Annotated in this window: 19 protein-coding genes; 13 read left to right on the top strand and 6 right to left on the bottom strand. The window is 48.6% G+C overall.

Annotation, left to right across the window (positions count from 1 at the left end):
- The first annotated feature begins 4 nt into the window (after positions 1-4).
- From thiL to ribA, 6 genes are all read left to right on the top strand, one after another.
- The gene (gene thiL / locus QZZ54_RS02015) at positions 5-985 is read left to right on the top strand and encodes a thiamine-phosphate kinase (protein WP_290697828.1); all 981 of its coding nucleotides are present in this window, start codon (positions 5-7) and stop codon (positions 983-985) included.
- On the top strand, positions 982-1,455 hold the full coding sequence (locus QZZ54_RS02020) for a phosphatidylglycerophosphatase A (RefSeq protein WP_290697831.1): 474 nt from the start codon (positions 982-984) through the stop codon (positions 1,453-1,455). Before thiL ends, QZZ54_RS02020 begins: the two co-directional genes overlap by 4 nt.
- Before the next feature lie 134 nt (positions 1,456-1,589).
- Entirely contained in the window at positions 1,590-1,913 is a 324-nt protein-coding gene (locus tag QZZ54_RS02025) for a hypothetical protein (protein ID WP_290697834.1), read from the top strand.
- A gap of 14 nt (positions 1,914-1,927) precedes the next feature.
- A complete protein-coding gene (locus QZZ54_RS02030; protein WP_290697837.1) occupies positions 1,928-2,590 on the top strand; it encodes a response regulator transcription factor in 663 nt (220 codons plus the stop codon).
- Entirely contained in the window at positions 2,587-3,933 is a 1,347-nt protein-coding gene (locus tag QZZ54_RS02035) for a sensor histidine kinase (protein WP_290697840.1), read from the top strand. The genes QZZ54_RS02030 and QZZ54_RS02035 overlap by 4 nt, the downstream gene beginning before the upstream one ends.
- Positions 3,934-4,042: 109 nt before the next feature.
- Complete coding sequence (ribA, locus tag QZZ54_RS02040) at positions 4,043-4,654, top strand: GTP cyclohydrolase II (RefSeq protein WP_290697843.1); 612 nt, start codon at positions 4,043-4,045, stop codon at positions 4,652-4,654.
- Between the two features lie 61 nt (positions 4,655-4,715).
- Here the strand turns inward: ribA and dxs are convergent, their stop codons facing one another.
- From dxs to QZZ54_RS02055, 3 genes are read right to left on the bottom strand one after another with little or no spacing between them, the layout of a single operon-like run.
- On the bottom strand, positions 4,716-6,494 hold the full coding sequence (gene dxs / locus QZZ54_RS02045) for a 1-deoxy-D-xylulose-5-phosphate synthase (RefSeq protein ID WP_290697846.1): 1,779 nt from the start codon (positions 6,492-6,494) through the stop codon (positions 4,716-4,718).
- Positions 6,495-6,499: 5 nt separating this feature from the next.
- Positions 6,500-7,378 (bottom strand): farnesyl diphosphate synthase, encoded by an 879-nt coding sequence (locus QZZ54_RS02050; protein ID WP_290697849.1) that lies wholly within the window; start codon positions 7,376-7,378, stop codon positions 6,500-6,502.
- Positions 7,379-7,382: 4 nt separating this feature from the next.
- Positions 7,383-7,622 (bottom strand): exodeoxyribonuclease VII small subunit, encoded by a 240-nt coding sequence (locus QZZ54_RS02055; protein WP_290697852.1) that lies wholly within the window; start codon positions 7,620-7,622, stop codon positions 7,383-7,385.
- A gap of 234 nt (positions 7,623-7,856) precedes the next feature.
- Here QZZ54_RS02055 and pomA point away from each other — a divergent pair, with 234 nt between their 5' ends.
- Positions 7,857-8,615, top strand: a complete 759-nt coding sequence (gene pomA / locus QZZ54_RS02060) for a flagellar motor protein PomA (RefSeq protein ID WP_290697855.1) — start codon at positions 7,857-7,859, stop codon at positions 8,613-8,615.
- Positions 8,616-8,626: 11 nt separating this feature from the next.
- Positions 8,627-9,580, top strand: a complete 954-nt coding sequence (locus QZZ54_RS02065) for a flagellar motor protein MotB (RefSeq protein WP_290697858.1) — start codon at positions 8,627-8,629, stop codon at positions 9,578-9,580.
- 69 nt (positions 9,581-9,649) lie between these two features.
- On the opposite strand, the gene QZZ54_RS02070 is transcribed toward QZZ54_RS02065, so the two are convergent.
- Together QZZ54_RS02070 and QZZ54_RS02075 are read right to left on the bottom strand one after the other, a co-directional pair.
- Positions 9,650-9,955, bottom strand: a complete 306-nt coding sequence (locus QZZ54_RS02070; RefSeq protein WP_290697861.1) for a c-type cytochrome — start codon at positions 9,953-9,955, stop codon at positions 9,650-9,652.
- Between the two features lie 161 nt (positions 9,956-10,116).
- Complete coding sequence (locus QZZ54_RS02075; protein WP_290697864.1) at positions 10,117-10,320, bottom strand: hypothetical protein; 204 nt, start codon at positions 10,318-10,320, stop codon at positions 10,117-10,119.
- A gap of 221 nt (positions 10,321-10,541) precedes the next feature.
- Here QZZ54_RS02075 and QZZ54_RS02080 point away from each other — a divergent pair, with 221 nt between their 5' ends.
- Together QZZ54_RS02080 and QZZ54_RS02085 are read left to right on the top strand one after the other, a co-directional pair.
- Complete coding sequence (locus tag QZZ54_RS02080; protein WP_290697867.1) at positions 10,542-11,078, top strand: hypothetical protein; 537 nt, start codon at positions 10,542-10,544, stop codon at positions 11,076-11,078.
- Positions 11,079-11,238: 160 nt separating this feature from the next.
- The gene (locus QZZ54_RS02085) at positions 11,239-11,871 is read left to right on the top strand and encodes a 2OG-Fe(II) oxygenase (RefSeq protein ID WP_290697870.1); all 633 of its coding nucleotides are present in this window, start codon (positions 11,239-11,241) and stop codon (positions 11,869-11,871) included.
- Between the two features lie 20 nt (positions 11,872-11,891).
- Here QZZ54_RS02085 and QZZ54_RS02090 read toward each other — a convergent pair whose 3' ends face one another.
- Positions 11,892-12,626, bottom strand: a complete 735-nt coding sequence (locus tag QZZ54_RS02090) for a dienelactone hydrolase family protein (RefSeq protein ID WP_290697874.1) — start codon at positions 12,624-12,626, stop codon at positions 11,892-11,894.
- Positions 12,627-12,843: 217 nt separating this feature from the next.
- Here QZZ54_RS02090 and QZZ54_RS02095 point away from each other — a divergent pair, with 217 nt between their 5' ends.
- The 3 genes from QZZ54_RS02095 (at position 12,844) to QZZ54_RS02105 (ending at position 17,424) form a co-directional block, all read left to right on the top strand.
- Entirely contained in the window at positions 12,844-14,355 is a 1,512-nt protein-coding gene (locus QZZ54_RS02095; RefSeq protein ID WP_290697876.1) for a glycosyltransferase family 39 protein, read from the top strand.
- Positions 14,356-14,526: 171 nt separating this feature from the next.
- The gene (locus QZZ54_RS02100) at positions 14,527-15,975 is read left to right on the top strand and encodes a class II fumarate hydratase (RefSeq protein WP_290697879.1); all 1,449 of its coding nucleotides are present in this window, start codon (positions 14,527-14,529) and stop codon (positions 15,973-15,975) included.
- Between the two features lie 297 nt (positions 15,976-16,272).
- Positions 16,273-17,424 carry an aminotransferase class III-fold pyridoxal phosphate-dependent enzyme gene (locus QZZ54_RS02105; protein ID WP_290697882.1) on the top strand — a complete coding sequence of 384 codons (1,152 nt, stop codon included), beginning with the start codon at positions 16,273-16,275 and terminating at the stop codon, positions 17,422-17,424.
- The last annotated feature ends 107 nt before the right edge of the window (positions 17,425-17,531 follow it).

The following is a 17,531-nucleotide window of genomic DNA, read 5'->3' on the forward strand; positions in this document are numbered from 1 at the left end:
CTCAATGGCGGTGGACGAGTTTGAATTAATCCGGCATTACTTCTCTGATCTTGGGAATGATAAGTCAGGCTCTGTCCGTTTATCAGTGGGTGATGATTGTGCCATTATCGCTCCGCCTGCAGGTTATAACCTGGTGGTGTCGATCGATACCATGGTTGAAGGGACTCACTTTCCAAAGGGGACTCCCGGCGACAAGGTCGCCTCCCGTTTGTTAGGTGCGGCGCTGAGTGATCTGGCGGCAATGGCGGCAGTACCGGCCTGCTTTACCCTGGCGCTTACTCTGCCTGAGACTGATACCGTTTGGTTAAAAGCCTTCAGTGCCCGATTATCAGAACTGGCCAGCCAGTATGGTGTTCGGCTGGTGGGGGGGGATACCACTAGAGGCCCTCTAACCCTCAGTATTCAGGTGCACGGCTGGACCAAACCCGGGAAAGCATTGCTGCGCAGCGGTGCTCAGCCCGGAGACCGGATCTTTGTGACCGGGACTTTGGGAGACTCCAGAGGCGGGCTGGAAACAGTTCTGAAGCATATTACCGGAGAGCAGGTGCCTTACCTGCAGAAGCGTTTCTTCAATCCCGAACCCCGCCTTGATACCGCTTTGCTTGTGTCTGACTTTGCTACTTCTGCAATCGATATATCCGATGGTTTACTGGCCGATCTGAATCATATACTTATGGCAAGCAAGGTGGGTGCAATGCTGCACCCGACTGAATTGCCGGTATCTCAATCGCTTTATCGCTGGGTGGGTGAAAAACAAGCCCGGGAGTGGGCACTGGGCGGTGGTGAAGATTTTGAACTCTGTTTTACTGTCCCGCTATTGGCTGAGCCTAAATTGGCATGGGCGCTGCGTGAACATGATGTGGCGGTAACTTGTATCGGTCAGATCACAGAAGCTCCGGGTATTGTGTTGGCCGAAGAGGGGAAAGTTTGGTCGGTTGAGCCCCAGGGTTATAATCATTTTTCTGAGAAAGGCGTTAACCGATGAACCGAGCTCCTGCGTCTGTATGGCGTAACCCTGTACATTTTTTGGCTTTTGGTTTGGGAAGTGGTGCTGCCCCATGGGCACCGGGAACCGTCGGTACTCTGGCGGCTATACCCTTTTTTCTGCTGATGCAGCCTTTATCTCTTTTTTGGTATGGCGTTATTCTGCTGGTTACCTCTCTGATCGGTATCTATCTGTGTGGTAAAACCTCGGATGATATGGGGGTGCATGATCACGGTGGTATCGTCTGGGATGAATTTGTTGGTTATTGGCTGACGATGTTTGCAGCGCCGACCGGCTGGTTATGGATTATCATCGGTTTTGTGTTGTTCCGAATCTTCGATATTATCAAACCCTGGCCGATCAGCTGGGCTGATAAAAAAGTAGCAGGCGGTCTGGGAATTATGCTGGATGATATTCTGGCGGGCCTTATGGCACTGGGCTGCTTGCAATTTATTGCTCTGTTTTTCTAACCCCCTCGGCTGTCAAAAGGCTTTGTTTTCAGTTTAATTTCAGACACTGTTGTTATTCTGGCACTGTAACCTGTTCATTTATTTGTTTAAGTGGGTTGTTTGAGTCAGTTATCTGATCTTCCCCTGGAGCCTTTATGAAAGTGATATTCACAACAGTTTTTCTGGCGTTTTTTAGCTTTGTGACGCCGGTACATAGTGTCGGCTCCGGGATTAAAGCGCTGGACTATGAGGCTTGTCGGTTACTGGTTAATGAGGGAGAGATTCTCTCTATGAGTGAACTGATGAAGCTGGTAAATACTCTATCTGAGGGTAAGATTATAGATACACGTTTATTGCAGGATGAACAATCGTATATCTATGAGATGGAAATTGCCGGTACGGATGGGATGGTTCAAATGCTTTATGTTGACGCCCGTAGTGGAATGGTGATCGATCCGGTGAAGGTTGAAAGCGAATAAGGAGATCGTAGCAGATGCGTATTTTGCTTGTAGAAGATGATGCCGCACTGGGGCCGGAGCTGAAAACAACCTTGGCGCGTAATGGCTATGCGGTTGATCTGGCGGTTAATGGTATTGATGGGCAGATCATGGGTAAAGAAGATATCTATGATCTGGTTATTCTGGATCTGGGCTTGCCAGATAAATCCGGCCTGGATGTGTTGCGGCACTGGCGGGCGCAGAAGAATAATATCCCGGTATTAGTGTTGACCGCACGCAGCGCCTGGCAGGAACGGGTGGATGGTTTTGATGCCGGTGCTGATGATTATCTCCCCAAGCCTTTTCATACTGAAGAACTGCTGGTCCGAATGACAGCTCTGTTGCGTCGTGCGAATCAACAGATCAGCTCTCAGTTGGAGGCCTCAGGTCTGACGTTAGATGAGAATACCCAGTCTGTGCTTAGAGAGGGAGAAGAAGTGGCTCTGACAGGTACAGAGTATCGATTGCTGCGTTATATGATGCATAACCCAGGAAGGGTTTTGTCAAAACTACAGCTGGTGGAACATATGTATGATGATTGTGCTGAAAATGACAGTAATGTTGTTGAAGCTTATATCAAAATGCTGCGGAAAAAGATTGGCCACGATATGATCACCACCAAGCGTGGTCAGGGTTATGTCTTTGGAGCCAGTCGTTGAGATCGATTCAATCCCGGCTCAATGTTAATTTTATCGTCGTAACGGTGATTTTGTTCGGCCTTTTCTGGGTGGGGCAAAGCTGGTTTCTGCGGCAGATGGCCTATGAATTTGTTGCTTCCCGACTGAATAGTGATGCGTACTCTGTGTTGCGTGCCGTTGAGATGGATATAGGCTCTGGCTGGCGCATCAATTTGGATAACACTTCCTCTGTATATCAGCAGCCGATGTCTGGGCACTATTTTCAGGTCGCCGTCGATGGTAAATGGTTCTACTCACGTTCATTGTGGGATGGGCAGATTCCTTCGGCCGGCGGTAATGATATAGGTCAGGAAAATATCAGCCTGGTCGAACAGAACAATAAGCCTACTCTGGTTTATTCGAATAAATTTATGAAGCAGGGTCGGGAAATTCAGGTGATACTGGCTGAAGATATTAGCCGTATAGATGAATCTCTCAGTCAGTTAGGCTGGCTGCTGGCCGGTTTGGGGACTGTCGGGCTGATGATTTTGCTGGCGTTGCAGATCTTTATTATCCGCCGTGGCCTGTGTTCGCTGGTGGATGTAAAGAAAGATATATTACGTTTAAAGTCGGGAGACGTGCGTCAGCTTTCGTCTACCAATACCGCTGAAATTGAACCGTTGGTGACAGAAATCAACTATCTGGTTCAAAATATGGAGCTGCGGTTACAGCGTTCACGTAATGCGGTGGGTAATCTTGCCCACGCTGCGAAAACACCTCTGACGGTGATTGATCGTCATGTGGATGTGCTTCTCGAAGAGGATATTGAGCAGGGCCAGGGAATTAAAGAACAGTCCACTCGATTGCGAGAGATGATAGAGCGCGAGTTGACCCGGGCGAGAATTGCCGGTGCAGCTTTGCCGGGTCAACGGATCTATATCGGTGAAGAGTTGGAAAAACTAACACGTACTCTGAAAGCTATCTACCGAGAGAAAGCGCTGGTGTTTAAATTGGATATCAGCGCCAAAAGTTATTTTCCTGGCGAGCGTGATGACCTAGTCGAACTGATGGGTAATCTGCTGGATAATGCCAGTAAATGGGCCGAGAGCGAGATCCGGATTAAGGCACATATGGACGACCACTGTCTCGAGCTGGTGGTGGAGGACGATGGCCCCGGTATCCCGTCAGATGCCCGTGAACGCTTGTTGAATCGGGGTGAGCGCCTTGATGAGTCCACTACCGGACACGGACTGGGTATGAGTATTATCACTGAGATAGTTCGCCAGTATCAGGGTAAACTTATGCTGGATTCTTCTCAACGATTGGGGGGGCTGGAGGTGCAGGTGGTACTGCCGCGCCAGGCCGACCTTGAGCTTCCGGACTAAAATAAACCCCTCACATCTTAAATATTCTGCTAATGTCCCCATCTCAGGGGTATGTGAAAGGCGATATCACTGCTAGAATAACCGCCTTATTTTTTGAAGGAATCCCTTAGTGTCCGTTAAGTACGTAGCATCATCTAAGCTGCCGACCCCTTGGGGTATTTTTACCATGGTGGGGTTTGAAGACCTGGAATCCGGAAAAGAGCATGTGGTTCTGACTTTTGGTGAAGTGGATTCGGGTAAGCCGATTCTGGCGCGCATCCATTCAGAGTGTCTGACTGGTGATGCGCTCTTCTCGCTGCGTTGTGATTGTGGTTTCCAGTTACAGGAAGCGCTGAAGCGGATTAGTGAAGAGGGAGCCGGAGTGCTGCTTTATCTGCGTCAGGAAGGTCGTGGTATTGGGCTGCTGAATAAAATTAAGGCTTATCATCTGCAGGATGGCGGTGCGGACACCGTAGAAGCTAATGAGAAATTGGGCTTTGCTGCGGACCTGCGTGATTACAGTATGTGTCAGGTGATGCTCGAACACCTTAATATTAAGAGTGTGAACCTGATGACCAACAATCCCCGCAAGGTGAAAGCGTTAGAAAAGTATGGTTTAAACGTAGCTGCACGGGTGCCCCTGCAAGTGGGTAAAAACCGTCACAATGAGCACTACTTAGCGACTAAAATGGGTAAGCTCGGACATCTGATGAGTGAAGAACATTTCCAGGATGAAGATTAATAGATCTCATTTCTAATAAAAAAACCGGCTGAAGCCGGTTTTTTTATGGCAGGAGTTTAGTCTAATTAAGAATACCTTTTATGGCCGCCACTATTCCCTGACTATCTAGCCCGCACTCATTCAGTTGCTCTGCACGCGTTGCATGTTCAATCCAGCGATCAGGAATGCCGAGGCTAAGTAATAGGTTGCTGTATTGCTGAGCATGTAAGTACTCGCTTACTTCAGCGCCAGCGCCACCTTTTATTGAGTGATCTTCAAGGGTGATGAGCAGAGGGTACTCTTTTACCAGTTGGTCAACCATCTCCCGATCCAGGGGTTTCACAAAACGCATATCAACCAGCGTCAGGTTGAGCTGTTCCGCAGCCGCCTTCGCTTCGTTGAGAAGTGGGCCGAAATTCAATAAAGCGCCGCGTTTCCCTTGTCGTATTAACCGGGCTTTACCGAGAGCCACGGGCTCTGTTTTTATGACACTGCGTCCCGGCCCTTTGCCTCGGGGATAGCGAACAGCAGCCGGGCCTGAGTATTCATAGCCTGTCTGTAGCAAATTGCATAGTTCCTGCTCATCCGATGGAACCATAATTACCATGCCGGGAATACAACGCAGGTAGCTGATATCAAAACAGCCTGCGTGGGTTGCGCCGTCTTCGCCGACCAGTCCTGCACGGTCGATGGCAAAGAGTATGTCGAGATTCTGGATCGCGACATCATGGATGAGCTGATCATAGGCCCGTTGCAAAAAAGTCGAATAGATCGCCACGATAGGTTTCATATTCCGGCAGGCCATACCGGCTGCCAGAGTGACGGCGTGCTGCTCTGCGATAGCCACATCAAAAAAACGTTCGCTGAAGCGTTGTGAAAACTCAATCAGATCGGAGCCTTCACTCATTGCCGGGGTTATACCGACGGTGCGCGAGTCATTTTCCGCTAGATTACAGATCCAGCGACCAAAGATATGAGCGTAGTTTGGTTGTTTGGTCTGAGGCGCTAATTGAGGCTGAGTGATGGGCTCAATCTTGGTGATCGCATGATAACCGACCGGGTCTTTCTCAGCGGGGGCGAAACCCTTGCCTTTGAGGGTCGTTATGTGAAGAAACTGTGGTCCCTTCGCCTTGAGCGAGCGTTGCAGTGCCGGTATCAACTTGTCGAAATCATGACCGTCGACGGGGCCGCTATAGTGAAAATCAACCGCCTCGAACAGTGCGGCAGTGGTGGCACCCATTTTGTCTTTCAGGTTTTTGGCCAGGTAGGTGGCCAGGCCGCCTTCATTCCTGGAGATCGACATATCATTATCATTCAGGATAACCAGCAGATCGGCATTAGTATGGGCTGCATGGTTGAGTGCTTCAAACGCCATCCCTGCCGTCATTGCTCCATCCCCTATGATAGCGACGGTTTTATGTTCAAAGCCTTGCAGGCGGTCTGCCAGAGCCATTCCCAGGGCCGCACTGATCGAAGTGCTGGAGTGTCCGGTACCGAAATCATCGTACTGACTTTCACTGATACGGGGAAAAGGCGCTAACCCCTCTTTTTGGCGGATGCTGAGCAATGCATCTTTACGACCCGTAAGAATCTTATGGGGGTAACTTTGATGGCCTACATCCCAGATCAGGTGGTCATCCGGTGTATTTAGTAGGTAGTGCAGCGCTATGGTTAGTTCTGTGACACCAAGCCCTGCTCCAAAATGTCCGCCGGTCTGACCCACGGAATAGAGCAAAAAAGCTCGTAGCTGTTCTGCGACTTCTGGCAGTTGCTCAGGGGGCAGTTGACGCAGGTCAGCGGGAGAGGCAATGCTGTCCAGTATGGGGGTAGCCGGGCGGGATTCAGGGATAGAGTAGAACATAGTGATCAATACTGTCGCTCAACGATGTAATCTGCAAGCCAATGAAGCGGCTCGGCCGCCTCATTAAAGCAGGTGATGCTGTCATGTGCTTGCTGATTCAGTAGGGCGAGTTTCTGTTTGGCGCCCGCCATACCTAATAGCGCAGGATAGGTCGACTTTTCATGTTGCAGATCGGACCCCTGAGGCTTGCCTAAGGTCTCTGTGCTGCCTTCAATATCGAGAATATCGTCTTTTACCTGAAAGGCTAGGCCGATAGCGCTGGCGTAGCTGTTGAGTGCTTTCAGGTCTGCTTTGCCGGCATTGTTACTGGAAAGCGCTCCCATCTCTATACTGGCGCAAATCAGCGCTCCGGTTTTATGCCGGTGCATCAGTTCCAATTGCATCGTGCTGATCTGTTTTCCTTCATTGCAGAGGTCGATGGATTGACCTCCCACCATGCCCAGATAGCCGCTGTCACGGGCCAGTACACTGACCATCTGTAGTCGAACATCAGCGGGTAGGCTATTGTCTGTGGTGAGCAATTCGAAGGCTAGCGCTTGCAGCCCGTCGCCGGCCAGGATTGCCGTCGCTTCATCAAAAGCGATATGACAAGTTGGTTTCCCCCGCCGCAGCTCATCATCGTCCATCGCCGGGAGGTCATCATGAACCAGTGAATAGCTATGGATGCATTCGATCGCGCAGGCGGCAGAGTCTGCTTGAGATATCTGGCCATCAAGAAGCTGATTTGCCATATATACCAGCACTGGCCGAACCCGCTTACCGCCGTTAAACAGTGAGTAGTTCATTGCCAGACGAACCTGTTCGGCATCCGACGTATTTTGCAGTACGGTTGTCAGCTGTTGCTCAACTCTTTTCTGATACTGCTGTAGCAGCTTCCCTTCCATCAGTTCACTCCTCTGGAAGATCAAAGGGAACCTCTTTTAACTCCCCATTCTGCTGAATCAGCATCTGCACCTTTTGTTCTGCCTGGGCGAGAATGGACTGGCAGTCGCGCGTCAGGCTGACGCCTTGCTCAAACGTCTGCAGAGACTGTTCCAGAGACAGTTCTCCCTGCTCTAGTTGGGTGACCATGGTCTCCAACTGTGCCAAAGAGGTTTCAAAATCAGGTGTTTTCTTTTTTGCAGACATAGGATGTACCGTCGGGTTGGAACCGTTTAAATGGCGACAAACTACCGGACAGGCCGGTTTTGGTCAATCAGACCAATAAATTGTACTCGAAACAGTGGGAAATAGGTGAACCCGGTAAATTTTTTGATACTATCTAGCTACAGGTAAATAGGTATGCAGCCGATAACAGATTCTACATAGGTACTGTTGGTGGTTTGGGTATCCTAACTAATTCATTAAATTGGGGAATGAAGAGTGGATATAGCGACGCTCGTCGGTATTTTAGGCGCCTTTGGTATCGTTATTGCCGCGATGGTAACGGGAGGCGATATAGGCGTTTTTGTTAACGTCCCGTCATTGCTGATCGTGATTGGCGGAAGTCTTTTTGTTGTACTGATGAAGTTCCCTTTAGGGCATTTTCTGGCGGTCGGCAAAGTTGTTGGTAAAGCGTTCAAATTTAAAACGGTAAAGCCCGAAGATATTATCGCTGAAACCGTCGATCTGGCTGATGCTGCTCGTAAAGGTGGTCTGCTGTCCCTTGAAGATAAAGAGGTCAGTAGTGACTTCATGCAACGGGGTATCCAGTTACTGGTTGATGGACATGACCCTGAGATTGTTAAAGCGCTGCTGAATAAAGAAAAAGGTCTGACCACAGAACGTCATGAATATGGTTCAGATATTTTTAAAGCGATAGGTGATGTTGGCCCTGGAATGGGCATGATCGGTACCCTGGTAGGTTTGGTACAGATGCTCTCCAATATGTCCGACCCTAAATCGATCGGTCCGGCGATGGCGGTTGCGCTTTTGACAACGCTTTATGGGGCGATGCTGGCAACAATGTTCGCTCTGCCTGTCTCAGATAAGCTGGATGTGCGTAAAGCGGAAGAAGAGCTTAATCAGTCACTGATTATTGATGGTTTGCTGGCGATTCAGGCAGGACAAAACCCCCGCGTTATTGAACAGATGCTTCGTAACTATCTTCCTGAGAAAAAGCGCGCAGTCGCTGAAGAGTAGGGGATAGCAGGATGAGTGAAGAAGAACATAAATGTCCCCCCTGTCCGGCAGGTTTGCCGGGGTGGTTAGCGACCTTTGGTGACTTGATGTCACTGCTGATGTGTTTCTTCGTACTTCTATTGTCATTTTCTGAAATGGATGTGCTGAAGTTTAAACAGTTGGCAGGTTCGATGCGCGAAGCATTCGGCGTTCAGAATCAGGTTAAAGTTCAGGATATTCCGAAGGGTACCAGTATTATTGCGCAGGAATTCAGCCCAGGCCGACCGGAGCCTACGCCACTGAATGAAGTCAGGCAGATGACGCTCAATAATACTATGCAGAGCCTTGATATCAGGACTGAAGAGGGTGAGTCTGAGATCAGTGATAAGCAAGCGGGTGAAACGGCCGAACAGCTTCGCCAGATGCTAGAAGAGCTGGAGGCTAAAGCTGAAGCAGAGGCTAAAGAGGAAGCCGTAGAGTTTGCTGCTGCGCTCCGCCAGGAGATTGGACAAGGCAGCGTTGAAGTTGATACGGATGGCAAAAAGATTGTTATCAGGGTTAAGGAAAAAGGCTCATTTGATTCAGGTTCTGCTGAACTGAAATTTGCCTATATTCCGATAATTGCGAAGATTCGGGACGTGCTGCTTAATGTCAGCGGTAAAGTCGCAATCGAGGGGCATTCCGATAATATCCCTGTTTCCGGGGGGCGTTATGAGTCTAACTGGGGTCTGTCGACTTCCCGGGCGCTGGCAGTAGGTCACGAATTATTTGCTGATCCGCGTATTGATCAAGCTCGCTTTACGGTGATCGGCTTTGCCGATACGAAACCTTTGGCACCGAATAATACGGCTGAAAATCGCAGTACTAACCGCCGGGTAGAAATTATCATTCAGAAAGGTAATGATCCTGAAGCGCTGGAAAAACTCAAAACTCAGGGTGAGGGTGATCAGGATTTTGGTCCGCTAGAGCCGCAAGAAGTCTTCTAAGGAAAGTTAAGATCTTGCTTAGATACAAAAAACCCAGCTATTGCTGGGTTTTTTTATCTGAGAACTCTATTACTTAGAGTTATCTAGCATGTGCTGGATAGCCGCTTTCATTTCGCCATCAGTACAGTCCATGCAAGTGCCTTTAGGTGGCATAGCATTGACGCCCTTAGTAGCCGAAGCTACCAGTGCATCGATACCCATAGCGGCACGTGGGCCCCACTGATCAGCTTTACCAACGATAGGAGCGCCGGCAGCACCCGTCATGTGGCATGCCATGCATTTAGTGTTATAAACGGTAGCGCCATCGCGTTCAGCCATTGCTGCAATTGGAGTCATAAGCATGGCAGTTACTGCCAGAATCATAGTCTTTTTCATCTTGCCTTCACCTTTATTAGTATCCGTAGAGAGTCGCCGTAATATCGGCCCCGGAATTTGGTCATCGAAGTGTATTCGTTAAGGGTACGTACTGTAAATACCACATAAGGCCTGAATTGAATCTGAACTGGTAAATAATGATGTAGAACAAAGTGACTATGTCAGGCGTGCAGACTCATAGCGTAGATAGCTTGGTGGTGCTGATTTGATGCTTTGGCTTTCTGTACTGCTCGCTGCTTGATGTGCTCATTATAGATAGCGATGATCTGCGCAACGGGTAGGTCTAGGGTAGCCGCAATCTGGTCGGTTGTATGGCCGTCACGCATAAACTGCTCTATTTGATATTCAATGTAATTCGTCTTCATTGTTTTAAACCGATTCTCTATTTTACCGGGTTGATAATCCCAGAAATATGTTACAAAAGTATTGCGGACACTTAATTACCTAAGAATTTCAGGGTTTTTGTTGTCGTAAGGGGGGGGGATGGTATATGTTGTATTTATTACTCAAACTGAGACATTTGTTTGAATAGGGCTCTGCGTAGTTGGCAAGGATTGGCACGCAGTAAATGAAACCAGGGGTGAAAATGGATAAAAATAATAACGCACTAAAGGCTGGTTCATATCAGAGCAAAACTTCAATATTAGGAGGGGGTATGCCGACTAGCTTGCGCGCCAGTTACGATGCCGATGAACTGGCAGAAAAGCTGGGATTCGTGTCTTTTTCAACTGATTTTCTGATTCGTTGTTATCGTGTATTTGATGGTGATATTAAATCAGCGATTATCTTTAACGTAATCTCTTTATGGGCTTTACGTCAGCGAGAGGGATCAGAAGAACAGCAGGAAGTTGCTGGTTTTTCCTGTAATAACCACTCCATCAGTATCGCAACAGGTATCCCTTACGAGACTGTTCGCCGTAAAGTTAAGGCGATGGTTGAAAACGGATGGCTGGAATTTAGTGATTCATCTCACGTTGTGCTTAATTCAGATAAATGGCGTGATGTCTTGAGTGAAGTGATAGACCCGGAACGATGTGTTGTTGGTTATGTACGAAGTACTGATGTTGCTCCCAGTTTTTCTGGTCGTGAGCGACGAGGTACACCTTCAGATCGCCGCAGCTGAACAATTTATGTTTTACGGAGGGTCGCAATCGCGGCCCTTTTTATTGCTCGGACTCTTTCTCGTCATTCAGATCAGTTTCTAAGCAGAAAAAGATTGCCCCTCTGCCCGGTTTTCTGTCAAATTCGAGCTTCTTTATACAGTGCCTCAAGGAGCAGTGTAGATGTCAGACAGTGAACTATTCGAGCAAGTAGCCGAAGAAATTTATCGGCAGGGTTATTCTGTGCTGAGTAATGCTCTGCCTGCGGAGCTTTGTAACTCCCTGGCTGAAGAAGTTAGGCGTTTGCCTTCAGAGCGTTTTAGTCGGGCGGGAATAGGCCGCCAGGAAACCCATCTGAAAGCTGAGGTAATACGCCGGGATGAGATCTGCTGGATAGATAATTCCACAACAGCAGGCCATGACTGGCTTGAGTGGGCCGGAGGGCTTAAGCAAGCGATAAATCGGCGTTTGTTCCTGGGTTTGTTCTCGTTCGAGAGCCATTATGCCCATTACCAGACCGGTGATTTTTATAAAGTGCATCTGGACGCTTTCAGAGGCCAGCAAAACCGCGTACTGACAGTCGTGACCTATCTCAATCCTGACTGGAACCCTGAAGACGGTGGTGAGCTGGTCATCTATCCTGAAAAGGGCAGCACCCCTTTGATGAAAGTGATGCCTGAATTTGGCACTCTGGTGGTGTTTCTCAGTGAAGAGTTTCCCCATGAGGTATTGCCGGCTAAAACTGATCGTTATAGTATTGCTGGCTGGTATCGTATCAACAGCTCTGACAGCAGCAGGATTGATCCTGAAGCCTGATGCTGCCAGAGATCACGCAGTTATTTAAGTGTCGTTGCAAGATAGTGACTGAAACGCTGCCAGGATTTAGTGTCAGCATCTTCCCGATAACGCTCTGAGCCAAAAACAGTGAATGCATGGGGTGCGCCGCTATAGGTGATCATTTCATGGGACACTTCACTACCTTCAAGTTCGCTGGCCAGTGCTGCAAATTGATCCATGGTAATAGCTGTGTCGGCGCTACCATGCATAATAAGCATTGATCCTTGGGTTTTTGAGTAGTCCTGCCCTTCAGGAGTATTTAGACCACCGTGAAAAGTTGCAAAGCCCTTAAGTGAAGCGCCAGAACGAGCCATCTCTAAAACAGCCGCGCCACCAAAACAGTAGCCCATCGCTACACTGTTTTCTGTGTTACCACCCAGCTCTTTGGCTTTACTCATAGCGCCTTCAAGCAGGCTTCTCATTTTCTCTCGGTCTTGGTAAAGCTCACCGGTGTGCTGCTTTTTATCGATGACTTTGGTGGGTCTGACACCTGCGCCAAAAAGATCTGCTGCAAAGACTGAATATCCCATATCTGCCAGCATCTCGGCGCGTTTTATTTCGTAGTCGGTTAAGCCATCCCAATCGTGTACCAAAAGCACCATAGGTGCGCCTTGGGCTGGACTGGTGTAGTAACCCTCATAATCAAGACCATTTACCTGATATTTTACGATGCTTCCAGCCTGAACGGCCGTTGAAAGAAAAAGGGAAAGCCCCAGCATAGAAAGGTAATTCATATCGTTCACCTGGCATTATTGTATTGAGTTGTCATTAAGTGTGGAAAAATATCGACATTTGTCCAGCTCGTTGAGGAGTGTTACGGCATAACGGGTCAATAAGATCTGCAAAACGGACTAAATAGATAAATGAGTAGAGAGCTGTGAACAGTTTTCGATTTTATCTCTGTCGGTGATAACATACAGACCATAAATGAGAACGTAGAAAGGACTGGCAGTGTCCCATATAGACAGATCAACTTCAGCATTCCGAAACTTCCTTTGGTTACTGACGGGCTATATAGTGCTGCACCTGTTTATCCGTCTGGGGATGGGGGGGACTCTGGAGTTGGATGAGGCAGAACAGATCATTCTGGGTCAGCAGCTTGAGTTGGGTTATAACACTCAGCCGCCTCTGTATACATGGATTCAATGGCTGTTTTTCCAGCTACTAGGTACCGGTGTTTTTGCCCTGGCACTATTAAAGTCACTCCTGCTCTTTTCAATCTATCTGTTTACCTGGCTGATCGCCCGGCAGGTTATCCCCAATCAGCGGATGGCTCTGTTAGCTAGCTTTTCCTTATGTCTGATACCTAGTGTCGCCTGGGAGTCGGTCCGGGATCTGACCCATACGGTACTAGTTACAGCGATCGCTTCTGCCACCTTTTACACGGTATTTCGAATCTATCAGAAACGCTCACTTAGCGGATATGTTGCTCTGGGAGTTCTGTTGGCGTGTGGCATGTTGGCGAAATACAGTTTCGGTCTGTTTGCCGTTAGCCTGCTGTTGTCTGCTCTATCTGTTAGAGAATACCGTAGTCTGATTCTTAACCGACGAATGCTGCTTTCCATCAGTATCGCAATTCTGCTTTTCCTACCGCACCTGCTGTGGTCCATTGGACATCTCGAAGAGATTAAAACTTTTATTGGCGGGCAGGTAGGTGAAGGTCGTGAAGCCAGTTACTTGAGTGGTGTACTCATTGGGTTTTCGAGCCTGGCAAAGAATTCCGCTGAATTTCTGATCCTGGTCTGGCTGGTACTGACACTTATTTTCCCATCAGCTTATAAGCCGCTTTCTGCTGAGAATGAATGCATACACAGAGCGCTGCTGGCCCGCTTTTTAATCGCTGGGGGGCTGGCTTGTGTTGTCCTGATTCTACTGTTTGGTACGACTCAGTTTCAAAGCCGCTGGTTTCAGCCGCTGCTGATCTTCTTTCCTCTCTATATGCTCAGCAGAGTAGAAACTGTCGGATGTTCGGTACGGCGAGAGACCATACTGCGCTCCGTGATTGTCTTTTTTATAGTGATAGTGGTGGTTCTGCGTTTTGCTCAGTTTTGGCTGGCGCCCTATATCAAGCGCAACGCTAACCGCATGCAATACCCCTCTGCGGAGCTTGCGGAACAGCTGAAACAGGAAGGTTTTACAAGCGGTACTATTATTGGCGATAGCAATCTGACCGCCGCTAATATCGGGCTCTATTTTGAAAATTCCAGAATCCTGAGTCCGAATACTGAGTTCTTTATAGCCGCCCCCCGTGAAAGCAGTGGGCAGTGCCTGGTGGTCTGGAAGGCAACCCGGCATGATAATATGCCCGGTCCTCAGGTAGAGTATCTCAAGGGGTTGGGTATTGATGCTCAGAGTAAACCCTATCGATACATGACTGCGCCTTATCGTTATTCTGATAGTGGGGAGCATCGCATAGGCTATGTCCTGCTGGCATCTGAGAGTCTGTGCAATAAGCCTTTGTAAATCATTCCCCCCTGGTCTGGGTCTGCTGCTTCAGCCTTAGCTATTCGCTATGCTTCCTCATAAATAGAGCATAACGGTTGAATGGCCTATTGTTAAAGAAGCAGTTCTTTGTATTAAGCCGGTAGCCTGTTGCAGATCGCTGCATTTTTCTTGAAAGAAAGAGGCGGGGTTATGGTTACAAAGAAGCAGCAAAACAGTCGTGAATCTAAGCAAACGACAGCAAAGCACTTTGCACCGATTATCGTTGATAAAGGCGCCCTCTGGGGTGAGCAGACGCAGCGTTCGCTGAAGAATTTCAATATTGGTCAGCAGTGTTTTGACGTGGGATTTATTGACGCCTTGGTGAGTATCAAACGAGTGAGTGCCGAGGTAAATCATGAAGCGGGATTGTTAGCTTCAGACTGCTGCCGCGCTATTGTCACTGCCTGTGATGAGATTTTGAGTGGCCGCCACCGCGATCAGTTTCCGTTGAGGGTGTGGCAAACCGGCTCCGGTACTCAGACGAATATGAATGTTAATGAAGTGATCTGTACCCTGGCGAATGCTTTGCTGGATGCTGATGTTCAAAAGCAGAACAAAGACAACACTGCTATCCATCCCAATGATCATGTCAATAAGTCGCAGTCATCCAACGATGTGTTTCCCTCAGCAATGCATCTGGTGGTGGCACAGCAAAGCCATGAAACACTGCTCCCCGCTCTCGATCATCTGAACAGAACATTGAGCGACAAACAGACGGAGTTTGACGATATCTACACCGTGGGTCGAACTCATCTGATGGATGCACTGCCGTTACGGACCGGTGCTGCGATATCCGCGCATATAACCCAATTGAAAGAGGTCAGAGAGTCGATAAACCAAAGCCTGAACGGTATTTATAAACTGGCAATGGGTGGAACGGCGGTCGGCTCCGGCAGTAATGCCCCGCAAGGTTTTGGCGCGCAGGTTGCGGCAGGTCTCGCACAGCAGTATGGATTGCCGTTTACGTCCCATGAAAATCTCTATGCGGCGGTGTCCGGAGAGAATGATTCTCTGCGTTACAGTGCTGCCCTTAAGCAGTTAGCCGCGGTACTGCTGAAACTGGCCAACGATTTTCGGCTGTTGGGAAGTGGCCCTCGCAGTGGTCTGAATGAGTGGCAACTGCCAGCCAATGAGCCGGGTAGTTCGATTATGCCGGGTAAAGTTAATCCTACTCAATGTGAGGCGCTAAGCATGGTCTGCTTGCAAGTGTTTGGCAATGATCTGACCGTATCGCTGGCGGCCTCACAGGGGCAGCTGCAACTCAATACCTATCGCCCGGTTATTATCCATAATCTGATGGAAAGCATCGATCTGTTGACGGATGCGATGAACTCGTTTGCGAATCATTGTGTGGCTGGCCTGACGCTAAATATCAGACAGATTGAATCCAATATGGCGCATAACCTCTCTACTATCACCCTGCTGATGCCGCAGCTGGGTTACGATATAGCCACAGGGATTGTTCATCATGCCCATCTGAATCACTGTTCTCTGGCTGTTGCTGCCGAGGCGCTGGATTATTTCAGTAAGTCAGAATTTGAAACCTTGATGCGCGAGGTAATGGATAAGCAGTTACAAGAAAGCACCGGCAGCGAATAGAGTGAACATATCGATGTTCCAGCCATTATCGTAACCAGAAAATTGAAATTACAGTATTGACGCTGGTTCAAATTAGCCCGATACTCAGCTCATTATGAAATCACTTAACAACACTCCGCTTTCAGCGACAGATCAGCTCAATACATTGCGACGCCGTGTATCGATTGCCTGTGCCTGTTTGGGTGTTGTATCTCGACGACGATGACTGTCTAAGCGAATCAAATACTCAGAAAGCCGCAGGTAACCCCTGCGGCTTTTTTTATGCCTGAAATAAATTACCTTTAAAGGAATACCCGGATGAAACCTCTGTCTCAGAACAGCGTTTTAGCGAAACAAAACTATCTTATCCCCATCACCAAACGGCCTGAAATCTGCTTTGTCCGGGGGGAAGGACATTATCTCTATGATCAGAACGACAAAGGTTATCTCGATTGGGTACAGGGGTGGGCGGTGAATACCCTGGGTCATAGCCCGCAGGTAATACAGCAAGCGCTGATTAAGCAATCCGCGCAACTGATTAACCCTGGCCCAGCCTTTTATAACCAGCCGATGCTGGAGCTGGCAGAGCTGCTATGTGAAAACTCAAAATTTGATGAGGTTTTTTTAACCAACAGCGGTGCTGAAGCCAATGAAGGCGCTATTAAGCTGGCCCGTAAATGGGGACAAAAGAACAAGCGGGGAGCTTTTAAGGTGATTACTTTCGATCACAGCTTTCACGGCAGAACTCTGGCCACGATGTCAGCGACGGGTAAAGAGGCGTTTGCGCCGCTGTTTGAGCCAAAGGTGGGTGGCTTTACTAAGGTGCCTTATAATAATTTAGCGGCGACTGAAGCGGCGATTGATGATCAGACAGTGGCTATTATGCTGGAGCTGATTCAGGGCGAAGCCGGGGTTATTCCGGCTGATCCGGCATTTGTTGCGGGGCTGAATACGCTATGTAAACAGCATAATATTCTGCTGATTGTGGATGAGGTGCAAACGGGTATTGGCCGGACCGGGAGTCTTTTTGCCTATCAGTACTTTCAGGCTGAACCGCACATTATGACCCTGGGTAAAGGCTTAGGCGGTGGCGTACCTATTGCGGCGATGGTGATCAATAAGGCGGTTAGCTGCTTTGATTATGGTGATCAGGGCGGCACTTATAACGGTAACCCACTGATGTGTGCGGTATCCACAGCGGTGGTTCAGGAAGTTTTGGCGAAAGGATTTCTGGAGCAGGTTAATCGGGTCAGCGACTATTTTTGTCAGCAGCTATCAGTTTTGGCTAAAGAGTTTGGCCTGGGGGCGACCAGAGGCAGGGGGGCTGCTGTTAGCCATGAATACCGGGCAGTTGTCTGCACCTGGTATTGTAGAGCTGGCAAGAGTGAAAGGTTTGTTGTTGAATGCGCCCCGGGAAGATTCTTTGAGGTTTATGCCTGCCTTGACACTGACAGAAAAAGAGGTAGATGAAGGGGTGCATATTTTGAGAGATGTTTTGAAAGAGATTTTGAGGCAGGTACAGGATGAAAATTGATATTCCTCCAGCAGGAATCTTTATGCTTAGTCTTATCTGACGC

This window comes from Amphritea sp. (assembly GCF_016744155.1).
Taxonomy (GTDB): domain Bacteria; phylum Pseudomonadota; class Gammaproteobacteria; order Pseudomonadales; family Balneatricaceae; genus Amphritea.

What these genes read in the sequence shown, in the direction of transcription:
- thiL (WP_290697828.1), top strand. Translation starts at nt 5, where the DNA reads ATGGCGGTGGACGAGTTTGAATTAATCCGGCATTACTTCTCTGATCTT.
- QZZ54_RS02020 (WP_290697831.1), top strand. Translation starts at nt 982, where the DNA reads ATGAACCGAGCTCCTGCGTCTGTATGGCGTAACCCTGTACATTTTTTG.
- QZZ54_RS02025 (WP_290697834.1), top strand. Translation starts at nt 1,590, where the DNA reads ATGAAAGTGATATTCACAACAGTTTTTCTGGCGTTTTTTAGCTTTGTG.
- QZZ54_RS02030 (WP_290697837.1), top strand. Translation starts at nt 1,928, where the DNA reads ATGCGTATTTTGCTTGTAGAAGATGATGCCGCACTGGGGCCGGAGCTG.
- dxs (WP_290697846.1), bottom strand. Translation starts at nt 6,494, where the DNA reads ATGTTCTACTCTATCCCTGAATCCCGCCCGGCTACCCCCATACTGGAC.
- QZZ54_RS02050 (WP_290697849.1), bottom strand. Translation starts at nt 7,378, where the DNA reads ATGGAAGGGAAGCTGCTACAGCAGTATCAGAAAAGAGTTGAGCAACAG.
- QZZ54_RS02055 (WP_290697852.1), bottom strand. Translation starts at nt 7,622, where the DNA reads ATGTCTGCAAAAAAGAAAACACCTGATTTTGAAACCTCTTTGGCACAG.
- QZZ54_RS02065 (WP_290697858.1), top strand. Translation starts at nt 8,627, where the DNA reads ATGAGTGAAGAAGAACATAAATGTCCCCCCTGTCCGGCAGGTTTGCCG.
- QZZ54_RS02070 (WP_290697861.1), bottom strand. Translation starts at nt 9,955, where the DNA reads ATGAAAAAGACTATGATTCTGGCAGTAACTGCCATGCTTATGACTCCA.
- QZZ54_RS02075 (WP_290697864.1), bottom strand. Translation starts at nt 10,320, where the DNA reads ATGAAGACGAATTACATTGAATATCAAATAGAGCAGTTTATGCGTGAC.
- QZZ54_RS02080 (WP_290697867.1), top strand. Translation starts at nt 10,542, where the DNA reads ATGGATAAAAATAATAACGCACTAAAGGCTGGTTCATATCAGAGCAAA.
- QZZ54_RS02085 (WP_290697870.1), top strand. Translation starts at nt 11,239, where the DNA reads ATGTCAGACAGTGAACTATTCGAGCAAGTAGCCGAAGAAATTTATCGG.
- QZZ54_RS02090 (WP_290697874.1), bottom strand. Translation starts at nt 12,626, where the DNA reads ATGAATTACCTTTCTATGCTGGGGCTTTCCCTTTTTCTTTCAACGGCC.
- QZZ54_RS02100 (WP_290697879.1), top strand. Translation starts at nt 14,527, where the DNA reads ATGGTTACAAAGAAGCAGCAAAACAGTCGTGAATCTAAGCAAACGACA.
- QZZ54_RS02105 (WP_290697882.1), top strand. Translation starts at nt 16,273, where the DNA reads ATGAAACCTCTGTCTCAGAACAGCGTTTTAGCGAAACAAAACTATCTT.